The organism is Sphingobacterium sp. UBA6320 (genome assembly GCF_002440335.1).
Classification (GTDB): Bacteria; Bacteroidota; Bacteroidia; order Sphingobacteriales; family Sphingobacteriaceae; genus Sphingobacterium.
The window spans coordinates 82,155-100,659 of record NZ_DJTA01000029.1; the positions used below are offsets into that span (position 1 = coordinate 82,155).

The following is an 18,505-nucleotide window of genomic DNA, read 5'->3' on the forward strand; positions in this document are numbered from 1 at the left end:
AATTAAAAACGAATTATGAATAACTTTTTATCCAAAAAGCATCAATTCCAAACGATGCTGCTACTGCGATTTAGAAGTCCGCAAACGAATTGGCCTCTTCGACTGGGAATGTTAGGGCTAGTGAGTATGAGTTATCATGTGGGATTAGCGCAGTCAACAGCTTCTGTCAATGGGGTTGTACGGGATGCGAGTAACAATCAGATTAGTGGAGCAACAGTGAGTATTGAAAACCCAAAAACAAAGTACAAACAGATCAATACGACAAATGCAGCAGGAACTTTCTCATTTGATCGTATCCCCGAAGGACAAGACTACGAGATTAAAGTCAGTTTTGTTGGTTTCAAAACCAAAATCCTTAGTAACTATAATATTGACTCAAAAGATAAAGTCGCTATTACCGTTGCCTTGGAACAAGAACAAGAGAGTCTAGAGGAAGTTGTCGTTGTAGGATATGGAAAACAAAAGAGGGCTAATATCACCGGTTCTGTGGCTTCAGTCAATGCAGAACAGTTAAAGAATATTTCGCCTTCTAATCTGTCCAATGCTCTTGCTGGACGTGCCGCAGGAATCAATGTGACTAATACCTCAGGAATGGCAGGGGCTTCATCAAGTTTACGCATTCGTGGTAGCTTTGCCGAACCTTTGTATGTTATTGATGGGATTGTTCGTGACAAGGCTGCGTTCGATGCCTTAGAAGCAAACGAAGTGGATCAGATGAGTTTCTTGAAAGATGCAGCTACTGCTGCGGTATATGGTACGCGAGCTGGAAACGGAGTTGTGGTGGTGACTACTAAAAAAGGATCTGCGCAAGAACCTGTTTTCAATGTACAAAGTAACTATAGTTTTGGAGCACCAACTCAGACGCTTTTAGCTGATATTACTACAGCTGCTGATGAGCTGACTTATCAAAATCGTATTTCACAATTTTTGTGGGAAAATGGAAGTAAGACCTCGCCGTGGGTCGCTCCAAATGGACAAATAGAGTTTGATTATTTTAAAGATAAGGATTACAGTGTCAACGATGTGATATGGAGAAATCCATTCAGTCATAGACAATCAATTTCTGTGTCTGGTGGAGGAGATCGCATCACCTATTATAATTTGGTGAGCTATAGAAAAGAGAATGGATCTTATAAATCTTTGGATCATGAGAAGTTTAATTTGAGAAGTAATGTTAGTGCTAAGATCACGGATGATTTTACGATTGATGTTAATATTTCTGCTAATCAAATCAATTCAAAGCGTTTTTATTGGCCTTTTAGTACCTCATCTGATGATGATGATTTTGATGTTTCAGATTTTTATCGTGTAACATTTAACTGGCCTAAGATGTATCCGTTTTATCTCAATGCTGATGGGTCACCAAGTGATTCACCAACAGATTATCCTGTGCAAACACCTATGGGAAGTTGGCAAGCATGGAATGTGATTGACCAAGTTGTTGGTAACCGCTACATAGATCGTAAAGTCCGCCAAGTCAATCCGATTATGACGTTAAATTATAAGTTGGATAAACTTGTACAGGGCTTATCTACGAAAGTTGTCGGTAGTTATCTTGCAGAAGATTATATGCGCAAACGATTTATGACTTTTCAGAAGAACTATACTTTTACATCCTTGAATCCGGACGGTAACCGATTTATCCCAGCACCGCCATCTGAAGATAAAGTGAATATTTTTACATTTAGTCAGGCACAGCCTTTTATGGATTATGCTCCACAACGGGAATGGGAATATCAGGTCAACTGGTTTTTGAATTATAACCGTAAATTTAATAAACATGGTATCGATGCATTATTGGTGTATGAACAATTTAAGGCTGGTGGTACATACGTGAATTCACGTGCAGAAAATCCGATTGTAAGTATCGATCAGATGTTTATTTATCCGACAGATCGTAATTTTAGATCTACAGATGCTTATGAATCTATTAATTCAAGAAGGGGCTTCATTGGACGTGCAAACTATAATTATTCGGATAAATATATTGCCGAATTTTCATTTCGATATGATGGTTCTCCTTTATTCCCAGGTGACAAACGGTGGGGTTTTTTTCCTTCGATGTCAGCCGCTTGGCGCATATCGGAGGAGCAGTTTTTTTCCAATGTTAGAAACACCATGAGTGATTTAAAATTACGCGCATCTTATGGTACTACAGGTAATGATTTGAATGTGAATGCGCAAAGGATCGGACAATTTTTGTATCAAGAAAAATATCGGCCTTCAGGAGGATATATGTTTGGAGATCGTTACTATAATGGTGTTGCTTACGGAGCTACACCAACGCAAAACCTAACATGGACGACATCTAAAAGTGTCAATATCGGTTTAGATTTTGGTTTTATCAACAATAAATTAACGGGTTCAGTTGATGTATTTAGTCGAAAAGAAACAGATATATTAGGTCCACGATCTTTAAAAGTACCGGATAATTATGGACGGGCCTTAGCTCCTGAAAATTATGCCGCGAGAAGCTACAAAGGGGGCGAGTTTTCCGTCAATTGGAATGACCGTATTGGTGAAGTGTCCTATGGAGTGACAGCTAATATGGGATATGCAAAAGATCGATGGGATATTTTTGATGAAGAACCAGCTTTTGCGGTTGGTGGGACACGTAATTTTGAATCTCGAGTTGGTAGACCCGAAAATAGAATCATAGGGTTTGAAGCTATAGATCTTATCAGAACGCAACAACAATTGGATGCGTTGAAAAGCAGTGGTTTTAAAACCTACGGACGTGATCCTTATCTTGGGATGATCTTATATAAAGATATTCGTGGCGCTAATTATTCGGATATGCCAGATGGAAAAATTGATGATAATGATTTGACCTTACTTTCTGAAAATAATACTCCTCGTATTAATTATGGCTTAGGACTAAATGCAAACTGGAAAGGCGTCACTATTTCAGCTTTACTACAAGGAGTATTGGCCTATGATCGTGTTATTAGTAATCAAGAAGGGGGCGGAATCCGTCAGCATGGAGGTACTTTTCGTCCATATTACCCAATCTGGGCTGGAGATGTATGGACAGCAGATAATCCAAATGCTGAATATCCAAGAGTGGTAGGATCTAATTGGCAAGAATCGGGCACTGGGGCATCTAGTTTTTGGATTCGCAATGGTGCTTATTTACGTTTAAGAGATTTAAATGTTTCATACAGTTTACCGCAGTCTCTTACAAAAGCAATGAAAATCAATCATGTTAATCTTTTCTTTAATGGAACAAATTTATTTGTGTTTTCGCCTATGACAGAATTTCATGATCCAGAGCAGAAAATGTATGATTCCTATCCTGTAATGAAAACTTTCACATTAGGATTGGATATTAAATTTTAAGAAAACTCATCATGAAATCCTCGCTGCAATGTCTTTAAATACGAAAGAGTATCTGCTTTTACTTCGGTAGATTTCATGTACAAAAAATCATAAAACAATACCATTAATTATAAACTGATGAAAAAAATATTTTATCCCATTTTAGCGCTTTTATTGACATCATCATCCTGTAAAGATGTGTTGGATATTGAAGATCTAAATTCACTTGATGAAAGTAAGGTTTGGAATGATCCAAACCTCGTGAATGCTTATATAACCAATCTTTATCCCTTATTTGGTAATTGGAGCGCTGGAGCTGATGCAAATTCCGATCAATTAATCGGAATTGCCTTTCCATTAGATGCAGTTACAGTTAATAATGCAGCGTATAAAGTTTGGGACTACACGACCATACGTAAAATTAATACTGCAATCCAAAAAGTAAACGAAAGTACAGGACTGAGTAAAGATGTGAAAAATTCAGTCCTTAGCCAGGCCTTATTTATGCGTGCTTATATGTACTTCAATATGGTGAGAAACCACGGAGGAGTGCCTTATATTACTGTTCCTCAAGATTTAGAAACCGATGAATTACAAGTACCTCGAAATACCACAAAAGAGTGCTTTGATTTTATCGTGAAAGATCTTGATCAAGCGATTTCTTTATTGCCTCCTGTAATTGCTAAAAATTCAGTAGACTATGGTAGGATTGATGGAAACTTTGCTATGGCATTTAAAGCCAAAGTCTTATTATACAAAGCATCACCTCAATTTAACCCATCCAACCCATATAATAATGCTTTCTGGGCAGAAGCAAACATAGCTAATAAGGCTGCTTATGATAAGTTAAAAGCTGATGGGTATAATTTGACCGCTGACTATTCCAATATTGCATTGCAGGAGAAGGGGGCTGAAGTCGTATTTGCAGTCATCAATGCTTACCCTAATAAAGTCGCAAGTTGGGATAATGGTGTTCGTCCGGGATCTGAAAGTAGAGGATCCGCGAGTGCTGTTCCATCTTGGGATTTTGTTAAATCGTTTCCAATGAAAGATGGCAAATCTTTTTCAGACCCGACCGGAAAGTACTATAAGACCAGTGAGCAGTTTTTGCAGTCTTATTGGGAAAATAGAGATCCACGATTTGAAAAATCGATTGTATGGAATGGTAAAGTATATGAGGTTTCGGGAAAGACAGGAAAGAGACAATATACCTCAGTTGGTATAGCTGCTGATCTGGATAATTTTGGTGTGAATCCTAAAGCAAAGACACCATCAGAAAATCTGAATCGATATAGTGGCTTTTTTATTCTTAAAAACTCTAAGTTGTCTCTTAAACAAACGGAAGTGGAAACACAGTATGATGTCGATTTTGTATTGATGCGTTTTGCAGAAGTTATGATGAATTATGCGGAAACGGCAAATGAAACTGGTGATTTCAATACGGCATTAAATCTTTTAAAACAAATTCGTATGCGTGCTGGTATTGAAGCTGGGGACGATGGTAACTATGGTATTACAGCAACTGACCGTTCGCAAATGCGTGATGCAATTTTAGCTGAACGTAATATCGAATTCTGTTTTGAGGGACATCGTTTCTGGGATTTGAGACGAGCTCGCAAATTAAACATGCTGAACAACACGACTAAATATGGAGTAGAAGCAATTGCTATCACCAACGATGGCACAGATATGGATTTGGATGAGGCTGCTCTGCTTGCAAAGAGTTATCAACTCAGGGAAAATCAATTTAAGTACAGTATACTTCAAGTGCCGAATACAGGAAATAAAGTGAATTTGGTTCCTGATACCTACTATTTCTTTCCGATAGCACAATCTGTCATTGATAAAAATTCAAATATTAAACAAAATAAGGACTGGGGGGGAACATTCAATCCAACTCTGGAATAGCACAGGTGATGAATGTGGTATAGGTTAAAATATACTGTTTTAAGATGTCAAATATTTAGATAAGCACTTCTTCTGTATGCTAAACAAGTTCAATTACTGAACCATCTTGCGTAGTCTCGATCTTCTGGTCGGGACTACTTTCTTTATAGTTCTCAATAAACTCAGCGTAATTTTTTAAGAAAGTTTATATGAAGAGAAGTGATTTTCTGTGAATTGATACCTGTTGAACCATTTTTGATGATGTATTATGTTTTTGTTAATTTTTGAGTTCTCATTTGTTTTATGAAATAAATTGAGGTATCAAATTGTCTATGATAGATAAAAATGAAGTATAGATTTGGCCTTATCTTTTTTTGGCACGTTAAATGTCATTACTATAGAATGATTAAAATGAAAAAGATGTATTTTATATTAGCACTTTCAACTGCTATGCTCAGTACTTCATGCTATATGTCAAGGACATCCGGTCATAGTGGTAAAGTTCCTCCTGGCCAAGCTAAAAAAGCAGCAGGAACAAAATCTGCTAAGCATTTTGCTCCGGGGCAGCAATATAAAAAGTAATTTAAAATTATCTTGTTGAAATAGATTTTCTTTTTGTATCAAGATAATGATGCCTTATCCGAAAAATATCGTCCACAAAATAAATTTATGTAAATCATTTCTAAATCAATCAGAGTGGTAGGGTGAACTAAAAAAAATAATTTATATCTTCTGAATTTAATAATAGCGTTGATGCGCTGGATCTTATAATACAAAATGAGCTGTGTTGTATTAGACGTGTGGAGGATGCGATAAGATACAAAAAATGCGCAGTTTTTGGCTGCGCATCTAAAAATACTGTTAATACTATTAACCTAAATAAGATTTTAAAATCTTGCTACGAGATGTATGACGTAAGCGTTGTAAAGCTTTATCTTTAATCTGGCGGACACGTTCACGAGTCAGGTTGAATTTTTCACCTATTTCCTCTAAAGATAATTGGTGATTAGATCCGAGACCAAAAAATAAAACGATTATTTCTCTTTCTCTTTCTGTCAAAGTAGATAATGAACGTCTGATTTCCTCCGATAAAGACTCATCGATAAGAGAACTATCAGTATCTGGGTCATGATTCTCTAATACATCTAATAGGGTATTTTCTTCCCCTTGCACGAATGGTGCGTCCATAGAGACATGTCTTCCCGAATTACTTAAAGTATCCGAAACTTTATCGACTGTTGTTTCAAGAATATCAGCTAACTCTTCTGGTGAAGGTTCGCGTTCATATTCTTGTTCTAATTTAGAGAATGCTTTACTAATTTTACTTAATGAACCCACTTGGTTCAATGGTAAACGCACAATACGAGATTGCTCCGCAATAGCTTGAAGAATTGATTGACGAATCCACCATACCGCATAAGAGATAAATTTAAAACCTTTAGTCTCGTCAAAACGTTTAGCTGCTTTTATTAAGCCCAAGTTACCTTCATTGATTAAATCACCTAAGGTTAATCCTTGATTCTGATATTGTTTTGCTACAGATACGACGAAACGTAAGTTGGTTTTAGTCAATTTCTCCAAGGCAACTTGGTCACCTTCGCGAATACGTTGTGCTAATTCAACTTCTTCTTCTGCTGTTATTAAGTCTACTTTACCAATTTCGTGTAAGTATTTGTCTAACGACTGTGACTCACGATTGGTAATTGATTGTGTAATTTTGAGCTGTCTCATTAATTATATTAATACCTTTCTTCTCTGAAATGTTTGCAAAAATACAAAATAAAAACGAATTATTTTAATATTTATTGCTGATACATGATTATATCATGCTGATTATGAGGAATTTTATTTCAATATTTATGCAGCAAAAATTATTCCAAAAAGAGATAAGTCAGTCATAATAATGTTTAAACTTTTAAATTGATTTGTAATCGGTTGGTAATGAATGTGCTTTGTTTTTGTAAAGGAATTGCTACTCATCTAGGAGCATGACAAGCTTAAATTTTCAAAATAAATGATACATTTGAGCATAGAGAAAATTAAATTTTTCAGAACCAAAACATTTTTATGATTCACATGTTTTTCAATAAAACATATAATTTTGATTATGCCAATTATTATACATTTAGACAAAGTAATGCGAGATCGCAAAATGTCACTGAATGAGCTAAGTGCTAAGGTAGGAATCACGCTGTCAAACCTATCCATCATTAAAAATCAAAAAGCCAAAGCATTGCGTTTGGATACTCTGGCCTCGATCTGTGAAGCACTTGCATGTCAGCCCGCTGATTTAATGGAGTTTATACCGGAAAAATCCGATGACCACAAAAATGAGGATGTAGTCGTTTAGAACCGGTAACCTCTTAAGAAGTCTATAATTTCCATTTTCTTTTTACCTTCTATCTGCAATTGGATGACATGGATGTAACCATTATTACCTGCAAATTTAAGGTAGGATTTACCGTCGGTCTTATAATCTCCAGGAGTAATATCTGGAGTTGAATATTCTTTTGTTCCTACATAGAGCTTTAATACTTTATTGTCTAAGCTTGTATAGGCGGCTGGATATGGACTCAATCCACGTATGAGGTTATAGATGGTGTCAATATCTTGATTCCAGTCGATTTGACAGTTTTCTTTGAATATTTTAGGCGCATGTTTCAATTCACTCTCTGGAATTAGTGTACTTTGTGCTTTTGGTGTCAGCGTATTCGTTTTTAGTCCGGCCAAAGTTTTTAAAAGTAATTGCGCACCTACATGCATCAGTTTATCGTGTAAAATTCCAGCATTGTCATCAGGGGCAATAGCAACTTCCTCCGATAATAGAATCTTTCCGGTGTCTATTTCATGTTGTAAAAGAAATGTTGATACACCACTCACGTGCTCACCGTTGATGATAGCGTGGTTTATGGGTGCTGCGCCTCGATATTGTGGTAATAATGATGCATGTACGTTAATGGTGCCATATGGAGGCATATTCCATACGGCTTCGGGCAGCATGCGAAAAGCAACGACGACTTGTAAATCTGCTTGATAAATTCTCAATTCTTCCAAAAAATCAGGATCTCTAAGTTTAACGGGTTGCAATACTGGTATACCATGAGCCTCTGCATATATCTTAACTGCCGATTGATGAAGTTTTTGTCCTCGGCCCGCCGGTTTGTCAGGTGCTGTGACTACTGCTACAATATTTTCTCCGGATTGTACGAGAGCATCTAATGAAGCGACGGCAAAGTCTGGTGTTCCCATGAATATGATGCGCATATCGATAATGTTTTCTTATTTTAGTACTGAGATGATGGAAACAGCAGTAATAAAGTAGGCTGGTTCACATTTTTTTTTAACTTTGCGAAGTTACATAAATAATTTAAAAGCTTGAATTTTCCATACTTTTTAGCCAAGAGAATCACTTTTTTAGGAAAAAGAACTTTTTCTAAATTAATCGTGCGCATTACCATAGGGGCAATAGCCTTGGCAATCGCGGCGATCATTCTTTCTGTGGGTGTATTGCGGGGATTCAAATCAGAAATTACGGGCAAGCAACGTGGTTTCTTTGGAGATATTATCGTTCTTCGTTATGATCTCAACAATTCTTATGAAAATTCACCGATTGCTTTAGATTCGTTGCAATTAGATTCCGTTAGAAATCATGAAAATGTGGTTGGTATCAGTTCTTTTGCTACTAAACCAGGAATTATCAATGTCAACGATGAGGTCGAGGGAGTTTTGCTAAAAGGAGTAGATGCGGGCTATGATCAACGTTATTTAAAAAATATACTAGTTGAAGGAGATACGTTAAATTTTAATAAGAATGAAGGTGCTGGAGAACAGATTTTGATTTCTAAATATTTAGCGAACAGACTGATGCTTAAGGTCGGCGATGATTTTATCATGTACTTTGTGCAACAGCCTATTCGGAAACGTAAATTTGAAATCAAAGGTATTTATAACTCGGGTTCTGAAGAGTTGGATAAGGTGTATGTCATCGGTTCTCTTAATTTGATTAGGAGACTCAATAATTTGGATAGTACAGCTGTTGGGGGATATGAAGTACGCATTCATGACTTCTCTAAATTGCAACAAACAACGAATGAAATTGATGATATTGTACCTGTAGATATGCATGCTGTAAGTATTCGTGATCAAGTACCTGATATCTTTCAATGGTTAGATTTGCTTGATATGAATACCACAATAATCTTTATACTGGTGACTTTAGTAGCGATCATCAATATGGTTTCAGCTTTACTGATCACCATTTTGGAACGTACTTCGATGATTGGAATTCTAAAGGCGTTGGGCTTTCATAATACTGGTGTACGACGAGTGTTTATGTACAATGCGCTATATTTGATTGGTGTAGGGCTATTGTTAGGTAATTTTATCGGATTAGGTCTATATTTCTTCCAAGATTATACCCATTTTTTCAAATTGGATGAACAGACTTATTACATCTCTTATGTGGCGGTTAAACTATACTGGACCGATATTGTGCTGATCAATATTTCATTGGTCGTGATTGGTATGTTAGCGTTGTTTATTCCTTCTCTATTGATTACTAAAATCAGTCCTATTCGCGCGATTTCTTTTAAATAATTGATTGCTTTAATTGTAGTTCCGGAATAAATATTTTACTTTTAGAGGTTTTGTAGGGGGATTTCTATATGAAATACTTTTGCACATGTATACTTGAATTAGCTTATATATTTATGAATAGAAACGTATTAGATCACTTATCGCATGCTTTTGAAGCACCTTTAAAAAGTCCAGTACTCATTTTCGCGCTTGTCTTATTTATTATTTTATTGTCTCCTATTTTATTACGTTCCATTAAAGTCCCTGGTATTATAGGTTTGATTATCTCTGGAGTGGTCATTGGTCCACACGGATTGAACTGGTTGGAGAAAAATTCGGCAGTAGATCTGTTTTCGACAATCGGTTTGCTCTATATTATGTTTATTGCTGGCTTGGAACTGGATATGAATGAATTTAAAAAAACAAAGCATAAAAGTTTATGGTTTGGTTTTTTTACTTTTATTATTCCCATAGCCATCGGTTTTCCAGTATGTTATTATTTTCTGGATTATGGTATTTTGGCTAGTATATTGATTTCAAGTATGTTTGCTACACATACATTGGTGTCATATCCTATTGTCAATAGTTATGGTATTTCGAAAAATGAAGCTGTAGCTATTACTATTGGTGGTACCATATTGACTGATACCGCAGTATTGATTATTCTGGCTGTGATCACAGGTGCTTCCCAAGGTAATATCGGTCAAGAGTTTTGGGTTACCTTAGGTGTATCGTTTGCTATCTTCCTTTTTATCATGTTTGGTGTTATCCCTCGTATTGCCAAATGGTTTTTCGAACGTATTGAAAGTGAAAAAACTTCTCACTATATTTTTATTTTATCTATTGTATTTTTCGCGGCTTTTTTGTCCGAGATAGCGGGGCTTGAACCTATTATAGGAGCATTCGTTGCTGGCTTGGCATTGAATAAGTTGATTCCCCATTCTTCGGCACTGATGAATCGGATTGAGTTTATTGGAAATGCGATTTTCATTCCTTTTTTCTTGATTAGTGTGGGGATGATTGTTGATGTAAGCGTTTTATTGCGGGGTCCAGAAGCTTTAATTATAGCTGCTACATTGACATTAGTTGCTATATTAGGTAAATGGGGTGCGGCATGGATCACACAATTAGTCTTTAAATATTCAGCAGGACAACGTAACGTTATCTTTGGGTTGAGTAGTTCACATGCGGCGGCAACTTTGGCTGTGATAATGGTCGGTTATAAAAATGAGATCATTGATGAAAATGTTTTGAACGGTACGATCTTATTGATTTTAGTGACGTGTATAGTAGCAAGTATTGTGACGGAGGGAGCATCTAAAAAAATTGTAATGGATGGTGATCAAGATGAGAGCCATATCAATATTGTAAAAGAACATGACGAGCATATTTTGATTCCATTGGCAAATATGGAGAATATGCAGCCGCTTTTGGACTTTGCTACTTTGATGCGTAGTAAAAAGTCACATTATCCGATCAGTATTGTTTCTGTTGTAAAGGATAATGAGCAGGCGGAGAAAAATATGGCAATTGCTCGTAAAAACTTGGATAATATTGTTAAATATGCTTCAGGAAGTGAGACTGAAGTCAATATTGCAACAACCATTGATTTCAATATCCCAAGTGGTATCAGTCGAACCGCAAAAGATGTGATGGCTGATTGTATCTTGTTGGGATGGCCGAGCGCAAGCAATTTTGTGGATAAAATCGTTGGCGAGAAGTCTGAAAGCATTTTAAATCGTACTTCTGCTAATGTCATGATGTGTCGATTTAAAAAGCCATTTATTACCCATAATAAGATTATTGTATTTGTACCGCCTTTGGCGCAGTCTGAATTTGGTTTTGAGTATTGGGTTGAGAAGGTGCTTAAATTAGGACAGGAGCTTACTATTTCGGTCACTTTTGTGTGTGATGAGCGTACAGAAATCGCTACTAAAGCATTTCTAGATGAAATCAAAAATTCAGTTCCAGTCAATTATAAGATGTATGATGATTGGGATCATATACAGGGACTAGCATCATTTAGAGAGGATAACGCACTTCTATTTTACGTGTCTTCACGTTACGGGGAAGTGTCATATCGAGATTCTTTGGATGGTTTGGCAAAGAAATTGGAAAGTATCCATGAAAATGTGGTATTAGTATTTCCTAGTCGAGTAGACAATCAACATATTGATGAATATGAAGATGTACAAGCGGCGCCGATTTTTAGAAAAATCAGTAAGGAAATTGGGAACATGTTCAATAAAGATAAATAAACTGAACTATGGCGAGTAAAATAACAAAGTCTTTGCATGGATCGTTGCACGTGCCCGATCAACCGATTATTCCTTTTATTATTGGAGATGGAATAGGTCCGGATATTTGGCATGCTTCTATGCGTGTATTCAATCGTGCTGTGGAGGTGGCTTACGGTGGTAAAAGAAAGATCGATTGGAAAGAGGTATTGGCTGGTGAAAAAGCTTTTGATATGACTGGAGAGTGGTTGCCACAAGAAACGCTGGATATATTGAAGGAATATTTGATCGGTATTAAGGGGCCTTTGACAACACCTATTGGCGGAGGCATCCGTTCTTTAAATGTGGCTTTACGTAAAGAACTTGATTTATTTGTTTGTCAGCGACCGACTAAGTGGTATGAAGGTGTGCCTTCACCAGTGAAACATCCCGAATATGTGAATATGGTCATATTTCGTGAAAATACAGAAGATATCTATGCTGGAATCGAATTTGCCGCTGGTTCATCAGATGCAGCTAAACTTCAAGATTTCTTACATGATGAACTTCATGTTGATTATAATTTTTCTACAGGTACGGGTGTGGGAATTAAGTTGGTTTCGGAATTAGGATCTAAAAGATTGATCCGTGCAGCTATTGAGCACGCCCTAGAACACAAGCTTCCTTCGGTTACTTTGGTACATAAAGGTAATATTATGAAATTTACAGAGGGAGCATTTAAGAACTGGGGTTATGAACTCGCTGAGACAGAATTTGCATATCAGACCTATACTTGGGGTCAGTGGGAACGTACCAAAATAGAAAAAGGTGATGCCGCTGCTAATGCTGAGCAGCAAGAAGCTATGGCAGCCGGTAAATTATTGATTAAAGATGTAATTGCCGATAATTTCTTGCAACAGATTTTATTGAATCCACGTGATTACTCGGTGATCGCCACTTTAAATCTCAATGGAGATTATATATCTGATGCTTTAGCGGCTATAGTAGGTGGTATCGGTATAGCTCCTGGAGCAAATATCAATTATAATACAGGTCATGCTGTTTTTGAGGCTACACATGGAACTGCGCCCCGTTTTGCGAATACGGATACCATGAATCCCTCATCTGTTATTTTGAGCGGTGTGATGATGTTAGAATATATGGGATGGCAGGAAGCTGCTGATATGATTGTTAAAGCATTGAGCGAGACCATAAAAGATAAAACTGTAACTATAGATTTCTACAATTTAATGGAGAATGCTACACTTGTTAAAACGAGTTCGTTTGCTGATCATATTATTGAAAAGTTGTAAAAACTGTTTTAAATACCAGAGATAAAGTTGACCTTTGACTATTGTTCAAAGGTCAATTTTTTTATATGCAATTTTCAGATTTACCCCCCTTTATTAAGGTTTCGGCTGTATTTACACCAGAAGAGATACAGCAACTGCTGACCGTGAACCAGCTACCTGAGGATGATGAGATTGATGCGATAAGAGATGAACCGGAAATTTTTGATCTGCTTAATGCTTTTATTGGTGATGATTCGAGTCGTCAAATACATCTCCAACTTTATGCTCAAGATTTATTAAAAAAAAATAAAGTAGATCAAGCTTGGAAAGTAATCTTATTATAGGTTATACATAATATCATTTTTAACAAATTTAAAGCAGTTTTATGTTATCTTTTTATCATTTGGGCATTAGTTTTTTCTAAATTTCATTAATATTGATTTTTTATTGAAATTTAAATAAGAAATCTTGTACCTTTGATCTTCGGAAAGCAAACGTTTGCTTAATCGAAACATAGAAAAGCTATACAAAAACAAACTATATATCGATGAAACATAATTTTGGAGCAGGTCCTTGCATTCTGCCAAAGGAAGTTTTTCAAGAAGCTTCACAAGCTGTAATTGATTTTAATAATACAGGTTTATCCATCTTAGAGATTTCGCATCGTTCCAAAGAATTTGAGGCGGTATTGGATGAAACTACTAAATTGGTTCGCGAATTGTTAAATGTACCGCAAGGATATTCCATTTTGTTCTTACAAGGAGGGGCGAGTTTGCAATTTGCTATGGTAGCGATGAACTTATTGCCAGAAGGTGGTAAAGCTGCTTATTTGGATACTGGAGTTTGGGCTTCTAAAGCGATTAAAGAGGCTAAGAAGATCGGAGCTGTAGAGGTCGTTGCGTCATCGAGCGATAAGAACTACACTTATATACCAAAACAGTTTACTGTTCCTGCAGATGCGTCTTACTTTCATTATACATCGAATAACACAATTTATGGTACTGAAGTGTTTGATGTACCAGTTTCAAATGCACCCATAGTGGTTGATATGTCTTCAGATATTTTGAGTCGTGAGATTAATGTTTCTGATTTTGATTTAATTTATGCTGGTGCACAGAAAAATATGGGACCTGCAGGTGCTACTTTAGTAGTTGTAAAAGATGAGATTTTAGGTAAAACGGGTCGAGTTATTCCATCAATATTGGATTATTCTGCACATATAGCTGCAGATTCTATGTACAATACTCCACCTGTATTTTCTATCTTCGTCTCGTTGCTCAACTTACGTTGGTTGAAAGCTAAGGGGGGGGTAGCAGTTATTGAGCAAGAGAATATCATCAAAGCACGTACTTTGTATGATGAAATTGATCGCAATCCATTCTTCAGAGGAACTGCTGCATTGGAAGATCGTTCTCGTATGAATGTTACCTTTATCATGGATTCTGCAGAGTTAGAAGCAGAGTTTTTGGCTTTGGCAAAAGAGCGTGAGTTGATTGGTATCAAAGGGCATCGTTCAGTTGGTGGTTTTAGAGCTTCTATTTACAATGCACTAACGATCAGTAGTATCAATGCATTGGTAGATGCGATGAAGGAGTTTGAAGAATTGAAAAATAAAATCTAATTTATATCATGAGAATATTAGCAAATGATGGTATTGATCCAGCAGGTAAATTACTTTTGGAGAATGCCGGATTTGAAGTAGATACAAATCATATACCGCAGGAAGAATTAGCGGAAAAATTACAGGCATACGACGCTATTACAGTGCGTAGTGCAACGAAAGTAAGACAAGCACTAATTGATGTTTGTCCAAATTTAAAAGTGATTGGACGTGGTGGTGTTGGTATGGATAATATCGATGTTGAATATGCGCGTTCGAGAGGAATAGCAGTATTAAACACGCCTGCGGCTTCTTCATTATCTGTGGCGGAATTGGTATTTGCTCATCTACTAAATGGTGTACGTTTTCTTTACGATTCCAACCGTCAGATGCCCATAGTAGGCGAGAGTAAATTTGGTGCTTTAAAAAAAGCATATGCTGGTGGAACTGAACTTAGGGGTAAAACTTTAGGTGTTGTTGGTTTCGGTCGTATCGGTCGTGAGACTGCAAAAATTGGATTAGGTCTGGGAATGGACGTTGTGTACTACGATCTTGCCGATGGTCCTAAAACATTAACGTTGTCTTTAACACAGGGATTTGAAGTCGAGCTGCCTGTAGATCAGATAGCAATGGAGGATTTATTAAAAACATCTGATTTTATTACGCTACATGTTCCATTCTTAGATAAACCGGCAATTGGTCAAGCTGAATTTGCGCTATTAAAAGATCAGGTCGGTTTAGTGAATGCTGCTCGAGGTGGTGTGATTGATGAACTTGCTTTGATTGAAGCGTTAGATTCAGGTAAAGTTGCATTTGCTGGTTTGGATGTGTTTGACAATGAGCCTACTCCGCGAATAGAAATTTTAAAACATCCAAAAATTTCGTTGACGCCCCATATTGGAGCGGCTACAAATGAGGCACAAGAACGTATAGGTGTTGAATTGGCACAGTTGATTATCGAGAATCTTAAGAAGTAATCTTCCGCATAATAATTGATGCGGCACAAAAACTTTATGTATTTGTGCCGCTTTTTTTTGCAAAAAAACTAAGTAATTGCCTATATTCACGGCAAAATTTAAATATAATGTAATTCAGTATGAAAATTTTAAAATTTGGTGGTACATCTGTCGGTAGTGCAGAACGCATCAAAGGGTTATTAGATATCGTAAACCCTTCTGAGCGTCAGGTTGTGGTGTTGTCAGCTGTGTCTGGGACAACAAATGCTTTAGTAGAAATTGGTCAAGCATATCTTGCAGGTGATAAAGACTTGGCAAAGGATTTAATAAAGAAGCATAAAGACAAGTACGAAGACCTTATTAAGGAATTGTTCAAAACTGAAGCGGGATATAAAAATGGTAAAAGCCTGATTGATTCTCATTTTAATTTTATTGAAAGCTTTGCTAATGAAATTTTTACTCCTGTGGAAGATAAAATCATCTTGGCGCAGGGAGAATTGATGTCTACTGCTTTATTTCATTTTTATTTGACAGAAATCAATGTTCCGTCTATTTTATTGCCGGCATTAGATTTTATAAAGATTGATGAAGACAATGAGCCCGTTGTAGATTTTATTACAGAAAGGTTGACACCTTTACTTGCTAAAGTACCAGAAAATACGTTATTCATTACTCAGGGATTTATTTGTCGTAATTCTTTTGGGGAAGTGGATAATTTACGACGTGGCGGTTCAGATTATACTGCCTCTTTAATTGGTGCAGCTATCGGTGCTGAGGAGGTTCAAATCTGGACTGATATTGACGGTATGCATAATAATGATCCTCGTATTGTTAAAAATACAAGTCCTATCGCACATTTGAGTTTTGATGAAGCAGCAGAGTTAGCTTATTTTGGAGCTAAAATTTTACATCCACAATCTGTTTTTCCGGCTCAGAAGTATAATGTTCCAGTTCGCTTGTTAAATACGATGGATCCACAGGCAACCGGCACTCTTATTAGCAAAGAAGGTGGTCAAAAAGGGAGTATCCGTGCTATTGCTGCTAAAGATGGTATTACTGCCATTCATATCCATTCCTCTCGTATGCTATTAGCGTACGGATTCTTACGTCGTGTTTTCGAGATATTTGAGCGTTATAAAACACCAATTGATATGATTACAACTTCTGAAGTGGCTGTTTCGGTTACTATTGATGATACAAAAAATCTGCAAGATATTATCAAAGAGGTCGAGGATTTTGGAACAGTTTCAGTTGATGAGCATCAAACGATCGTATGTGTAGTAGGTGATTTTGACTTGAATACGCATGGATATGCTGCGCGTGTTTTAGATGCGGTAAAACACTTACCTGTACGTATGATTTCATATGGCGGTTCTGACTATAATGTTTCTGTTTTATTGGATACAAATCATAAAGTCGAGGCATTACGTTCATTACATAACCGTTTATTTTAATTGAAATAGCCTAAATGAAAAATGAAAATATAAAAAATCAGTTCATAGGAAAAGAAACTCCTTTTTATTATTATGATCTGAACGTATTGGAAGATACGTTGGATGCAGCATATGAGGCATCCAGTAAACGTGGATTTCATGTACATTTTGCGTTGAAATCAAATTTTAATAGTAGATTACTTGAAATGATCCAAAGCAAGGGCTTTGGTGCCGATTGCGTAAGTGGTAATGAGGTGCAACAAGCCATTGATGCAGGGTTTAATGCAAAGATGATCACTTTTGCTGGAGTAGGAAAGTCTGACAAAGAGATAAATTTAGCATTAGAGCACGATATTTTTGCTTTCAATGTAGAGTCTATTCAGGAGTTAGAAGTTATCAATGATTTAGCTGAAGTAAAGGGACGTAAAGCGAAGGTAGCTTTGCGAATCAATCCCAATGTCGATGCACATACTCATCATTATATCACTACAGGTTTGGATGAAAATAAATTTGGTGTAACAAATGCTGAATTAGAAAGAGCAGCTGCTGTAATACGGAAATGTGAAAATATTGAACTCATTGGACTTCATTTTCATATTGGTTCTCAAATAACGGATATGAATGTATTTAAGAGCTTGTGTGTAAAGGTAAATGAGTGGAAGAACTGGTTTGAGGAACGTGGTGTAGCTATCAAAGTATTGAACGTAGGGGGAGGGCTTGGAGTAGATTATCATCATCCAGATACCAATGCTATACCTGATTTTGAAACGTATTTTGATATTTTTGATAAGTTTTTGGAAAGAACTGCGCAACAAGAAGTTCACTTTGAGCTGGGGCGAGCTTTGGTAGCACAATGTGGTTCTTTAATTAGTAAAGTACTTTATGTGAAGAATGGTGTAAAGAAGAATTTCTTGATTTTGGATGCTGGAATGACCGAATTAATGCGCCCGGCCTTGTACCAAGCTTTTCATAAAATCGAAAAATTGGATGCTGCTACTTCGAAGAAATTTGTCAACTATGATGTTGTTGGGCCGATCTGTGAAAGCTCAGATTGCTTTGGGAAAGAGGTGACTTTGCCAGAGTCAAAAAGAGGAGATTTGATTGCGATACGTACTGCTGGTGCCTATGGTGAAGTTATGGCTTCGCGTTACAATCTTAGAGAAGAGATCCGTTATGTCTATAGCGACGAATTAGTGTAAACTATCCTATAAAAATAAAAAGGCTTAAA

General features: G+C 36.6%; 14 protein-coding genes. 12 read left to right on the forward strand and 2 right to left on the reverse strand.

The window, feature by feature from the left end:
• Positions 1 to 15 precede the first annotated feature (15 nt).
• The 3 genes from B3P23_RS18770 to B3P23_RS18780 all read left to right on the forward strand — a co-directional run bounded on the left by B3P23_RS18770 (position 16) and on the right by B3P23_RS18780 (position 5,787).
• Entirely contained in the window at positions 16 to 3,339 is a 3,324-nt protein-coding gene (locus B3P23_RS18770) for a SusC/RagA family TonB-linked outer membrane protein (protein ID WP_293928709.1), read from the forward strand.
• Positions 3,340 to 3,456: 117 nt separating this feature from the next.
• Positions 3,457 to 5,226: a RagB/SusD family nutrient uptake outer membrane protein gene (locus tag B3P23_RS18775; RefSeq protein ID WP_045754101.1), complete on the forward strand. Its 1,770-nt coding sequence runs from the start codon at positions 3,457 to 3,459 to the stop codon at positions 5,224 to 5,226.
• A gap of 390 nt (positions 5,227 to 5,616) precedes the next feature.
• Positions 5,617 to 5,787, forward strand: coding sequence for a quinol oxidase subunit 4 (locus tag B3P23_RS18780; protein WP_293928713.1), 171 nt, complete (start codon positions 5,617 to 5,619; stop codon positions 5,785 to 5,787).
• Positions 5,788 to 6,075: 288 nt separating this feature from the next.
• On the opposite strand, the gene B3P23_RS18785 is transcribed toward B3P23_RS18780, so the two are convergent.
• Positions 6,076 to 6,936 (reverse strand): sigma-70 family RNA polymerase sigma factor, encoded by an 861-nt coding sequence (locus B3P23_RS18785; RefSeq protein ID WP_021189489.1) that lies wholly within the window; start codon positions 6,934 to 6,936, stop codon positions 6,076 to 6,078.
• A gap of 376 nt (positions 6,937 to 7,312) precedes the next feature.
• Between B3P23_RS18785 and B3P23_RS18790 the strand changes: the two genes are divergently transcribed.
• Positions 7,313 to 7,555, forward strand: a complete 243-nt coding sequence (locus B3P23_RS18790; protein WP_045754102.1) for a helix-turn-helix domain-containing protein — start codon at positions 7,313 to 7,315, stop codon at positions 7,553 to 7,555.
• Here the strand turns inward: B3P23_RS18790 and fmt are convergent.
• Positions 7,552 to 8,469 carry a methionyl-tRNA formyltransferase gene (gene fmt / locus B3P23_RS18795; protein WP_094771665.1) on the reverse strand — a complete coding sequence of 306 codons (918 nt, stop codon included), beginning with the start codon at positions 8,467 to 8,469 and terminating at the stop codon, positions 7,552 to 7,554. The two genes, B3P23_RS18790 and fmt, sit on opposite strands and share 4 nt — an antisense overlap.
• A 111-nt stretch (positions 8,470 to 8,580) precedes the next feature.
• Between fmt and B3P23_RS18800 the strand changes: the two genes are divergently transcribed.
• From B3P23_RS18800 to lysA, 8 genes are all read left to right on the forward strand, one after another.
• Positions 8,581 to 9,801, forward strand: a complete 1,221-nt coding sequence (locus B3P23_RS18800; RefSeq protein WP_094771664.1) for an ABC transporter permease — start codon at positions 8,581 to 8,583, stop codon at positions 9,799 to 9,801.
• A gap of 113 nt (positions 9,802 to 9,914) precedes the next feature.
• Positions 9,915 to 12,038 (forward strand): cation:proton antiporter, encoded by a 2,124-nt coding sequence (locus B3P23_RS18805; RefSeq protein ID WP_248754176.1) that lies wholly within the window; start codon positions 9,915 to 9,917, stop codon positions 12,036 to 12,038.
• A gap of 8 nt (positions 12,039 to 12,046) precedes the next feature.
• Positions 12,047 to 13,309 carry an NADP-dependent isocitrate dehydrogenase gene (gene icd / locus B3P23_RS18810; RefSeq protein WP_293928718.1) on the forward strand — a complete coding sequence of 421 codons (1,263 nt, stop codon included), beginning with the start codon at positions 12,047 to 12,049 and terminating at the stop codon, positions 13,307 to 13,309.
• 65 nt (positions 13,310 to 13,374) lie between these two features.
• Positions 13,375 to 13,632, forward strand: a complete 258-nt coding sequence (locus tag B3P23_RS18815) for a hypothetical protein (RefSeq protein ID WP_248754175.1) — start codon at positions 13,375 to 13,377, stop codon at positions 13,630 to 13,632.
• Between the two features lie 203 nt (positions 13,633 to 13,835).
• Positions 13,836 to 14,909, forward strand: a complete 1,074-nt coding sequence (gene serC / locus B3P23_RS18820) for a 3-phosphoserine/phosphohydroxythreonine transaminase (protein WP_094771660.1) — start codon at positions 13,836 to 13,838, stop codon at positions 14,907 to 14,909.
• A gap of 8 nt (positions 14,910 to 14,917) precedes the next feature.
• Entirely contained in the window at positions 14,918 to 15,865 is a 948-nt protein-coding gene (locus B3P23_RS18825) for a D-2-hydroxyacid dehydrogenase (protein WP_045755785.1), read from the forward strand.
• Between the two features lie 119 nt (positions 15,866 to 15,984).
• Positions 15,985 to 17,298 (forward strand): aspartate kinase, encoded by a 1,314-nt coding sequence (locus B3P23_RS18830; protein ID WP_293928723.1) that lies wholly within the window; start codon positions 15,985 to 15,987, stop codon positions 17,296 to 17,298.
• A gap of 14 nt (positions 17,299 to 17,312) precedes the next feature.
• Positions 17,313 to 18,476: a diaminopimelate decarboxylase gene (gene lysA, locus B3P23_RS18835; protein ID WP_293928725.1), complete on the forward strand. Its 1,164-nt coding sequence runs from the start codon at positions 17,313 to 17,315 to the stop codon at positions 18,474 to 18,476.
• Positions 18,477 to 18,505 lie beyond the last annotated feature (29 nt).

Coding starts and splice junctions, on each gene's coding strand:
- B3P23_RS18825 (WP_045755785.1), top strand. CDS start 14,918: ATGAGAATATTAGCAAATGATGGTATTGATCCAGCAGGTAAATTACTT.
- B3P23_RS18785 (WP_021189489.1), bottom strand. CDS start 6,936: ATGAGACAGCTCAAAATTACACAATCAATTACCAATCGTGAGTCACAG.
- fmt (WP_094771665.1), bottom strand. CDS start 8,469: ATGCGCATCATATTCATGGGAACACCAGACTTTGCCGTCGCTTCATTA.
- B3P23_RS18780 (WP_293928713.1), top strand. CDS start 5,617: ATGAAAAAGATGTATTTTATATTAGCACTTTCAACTGCTATGCTCAGT.
- lysA (WP_293928725.1), top strand. CDS start 17,313: ATGAAAAATGAAAATATAAAAAATCAGTTCATAGGAAAAGAAACTCCT.
- B3P23_RS18830 (WP_293928723.1), top strand. CDS start 15,985: ATGAAAATTTTAAAATTTGGTGGTACATCTGTCGGTAGTGCAGAACGC.
- B3P23_RS18815 (WP_248754175.1), top strand. CDS start 13,375: ATGCAATTTTCAGATTTACCCCCCTTTATTAAGGTTTCGGCTGTATTT.
- B3P23_RS18790 (WP_045754102.1), top strand. CDS start 7,313: ATGCCAATTATTATACATTTAGACAAAGTAATGCGAGATCGCAAAATG.
- B3P23_RS18770 (WP_293928709.1), top strand. CDS start 16: ATGAATAACTTTTTATCCAAAAAGCATCAATTCCAAACGATGCTGCTA.
- icd (WP_293928718.1), top strand. CDS start 12,047: ATGGCGAGTAAAATAACAAAGTCTTTGCATGGATCGTTGCACGTGCCC.
- B3P23_RS18775 (WP_045754101.1), top strand. CDS start 3,457: ATGAAAAAAATATTTTATCCCATTTTAGCGCTTTTATTGACATCATCA.
- B3P23_RS18805 (WP_248754176.1), top strand. CDS start 9,915: ATGAATAGAAACGTATTAGATCACTTATCGCATGCTTTTGAAGCACCT.
- serC (WP_094771660.1), top strand. CDS start 13,836: ATGAAACATAATTTTGGAGCAGGTCCTTGCATTCTGCCAAAGGAAGTT.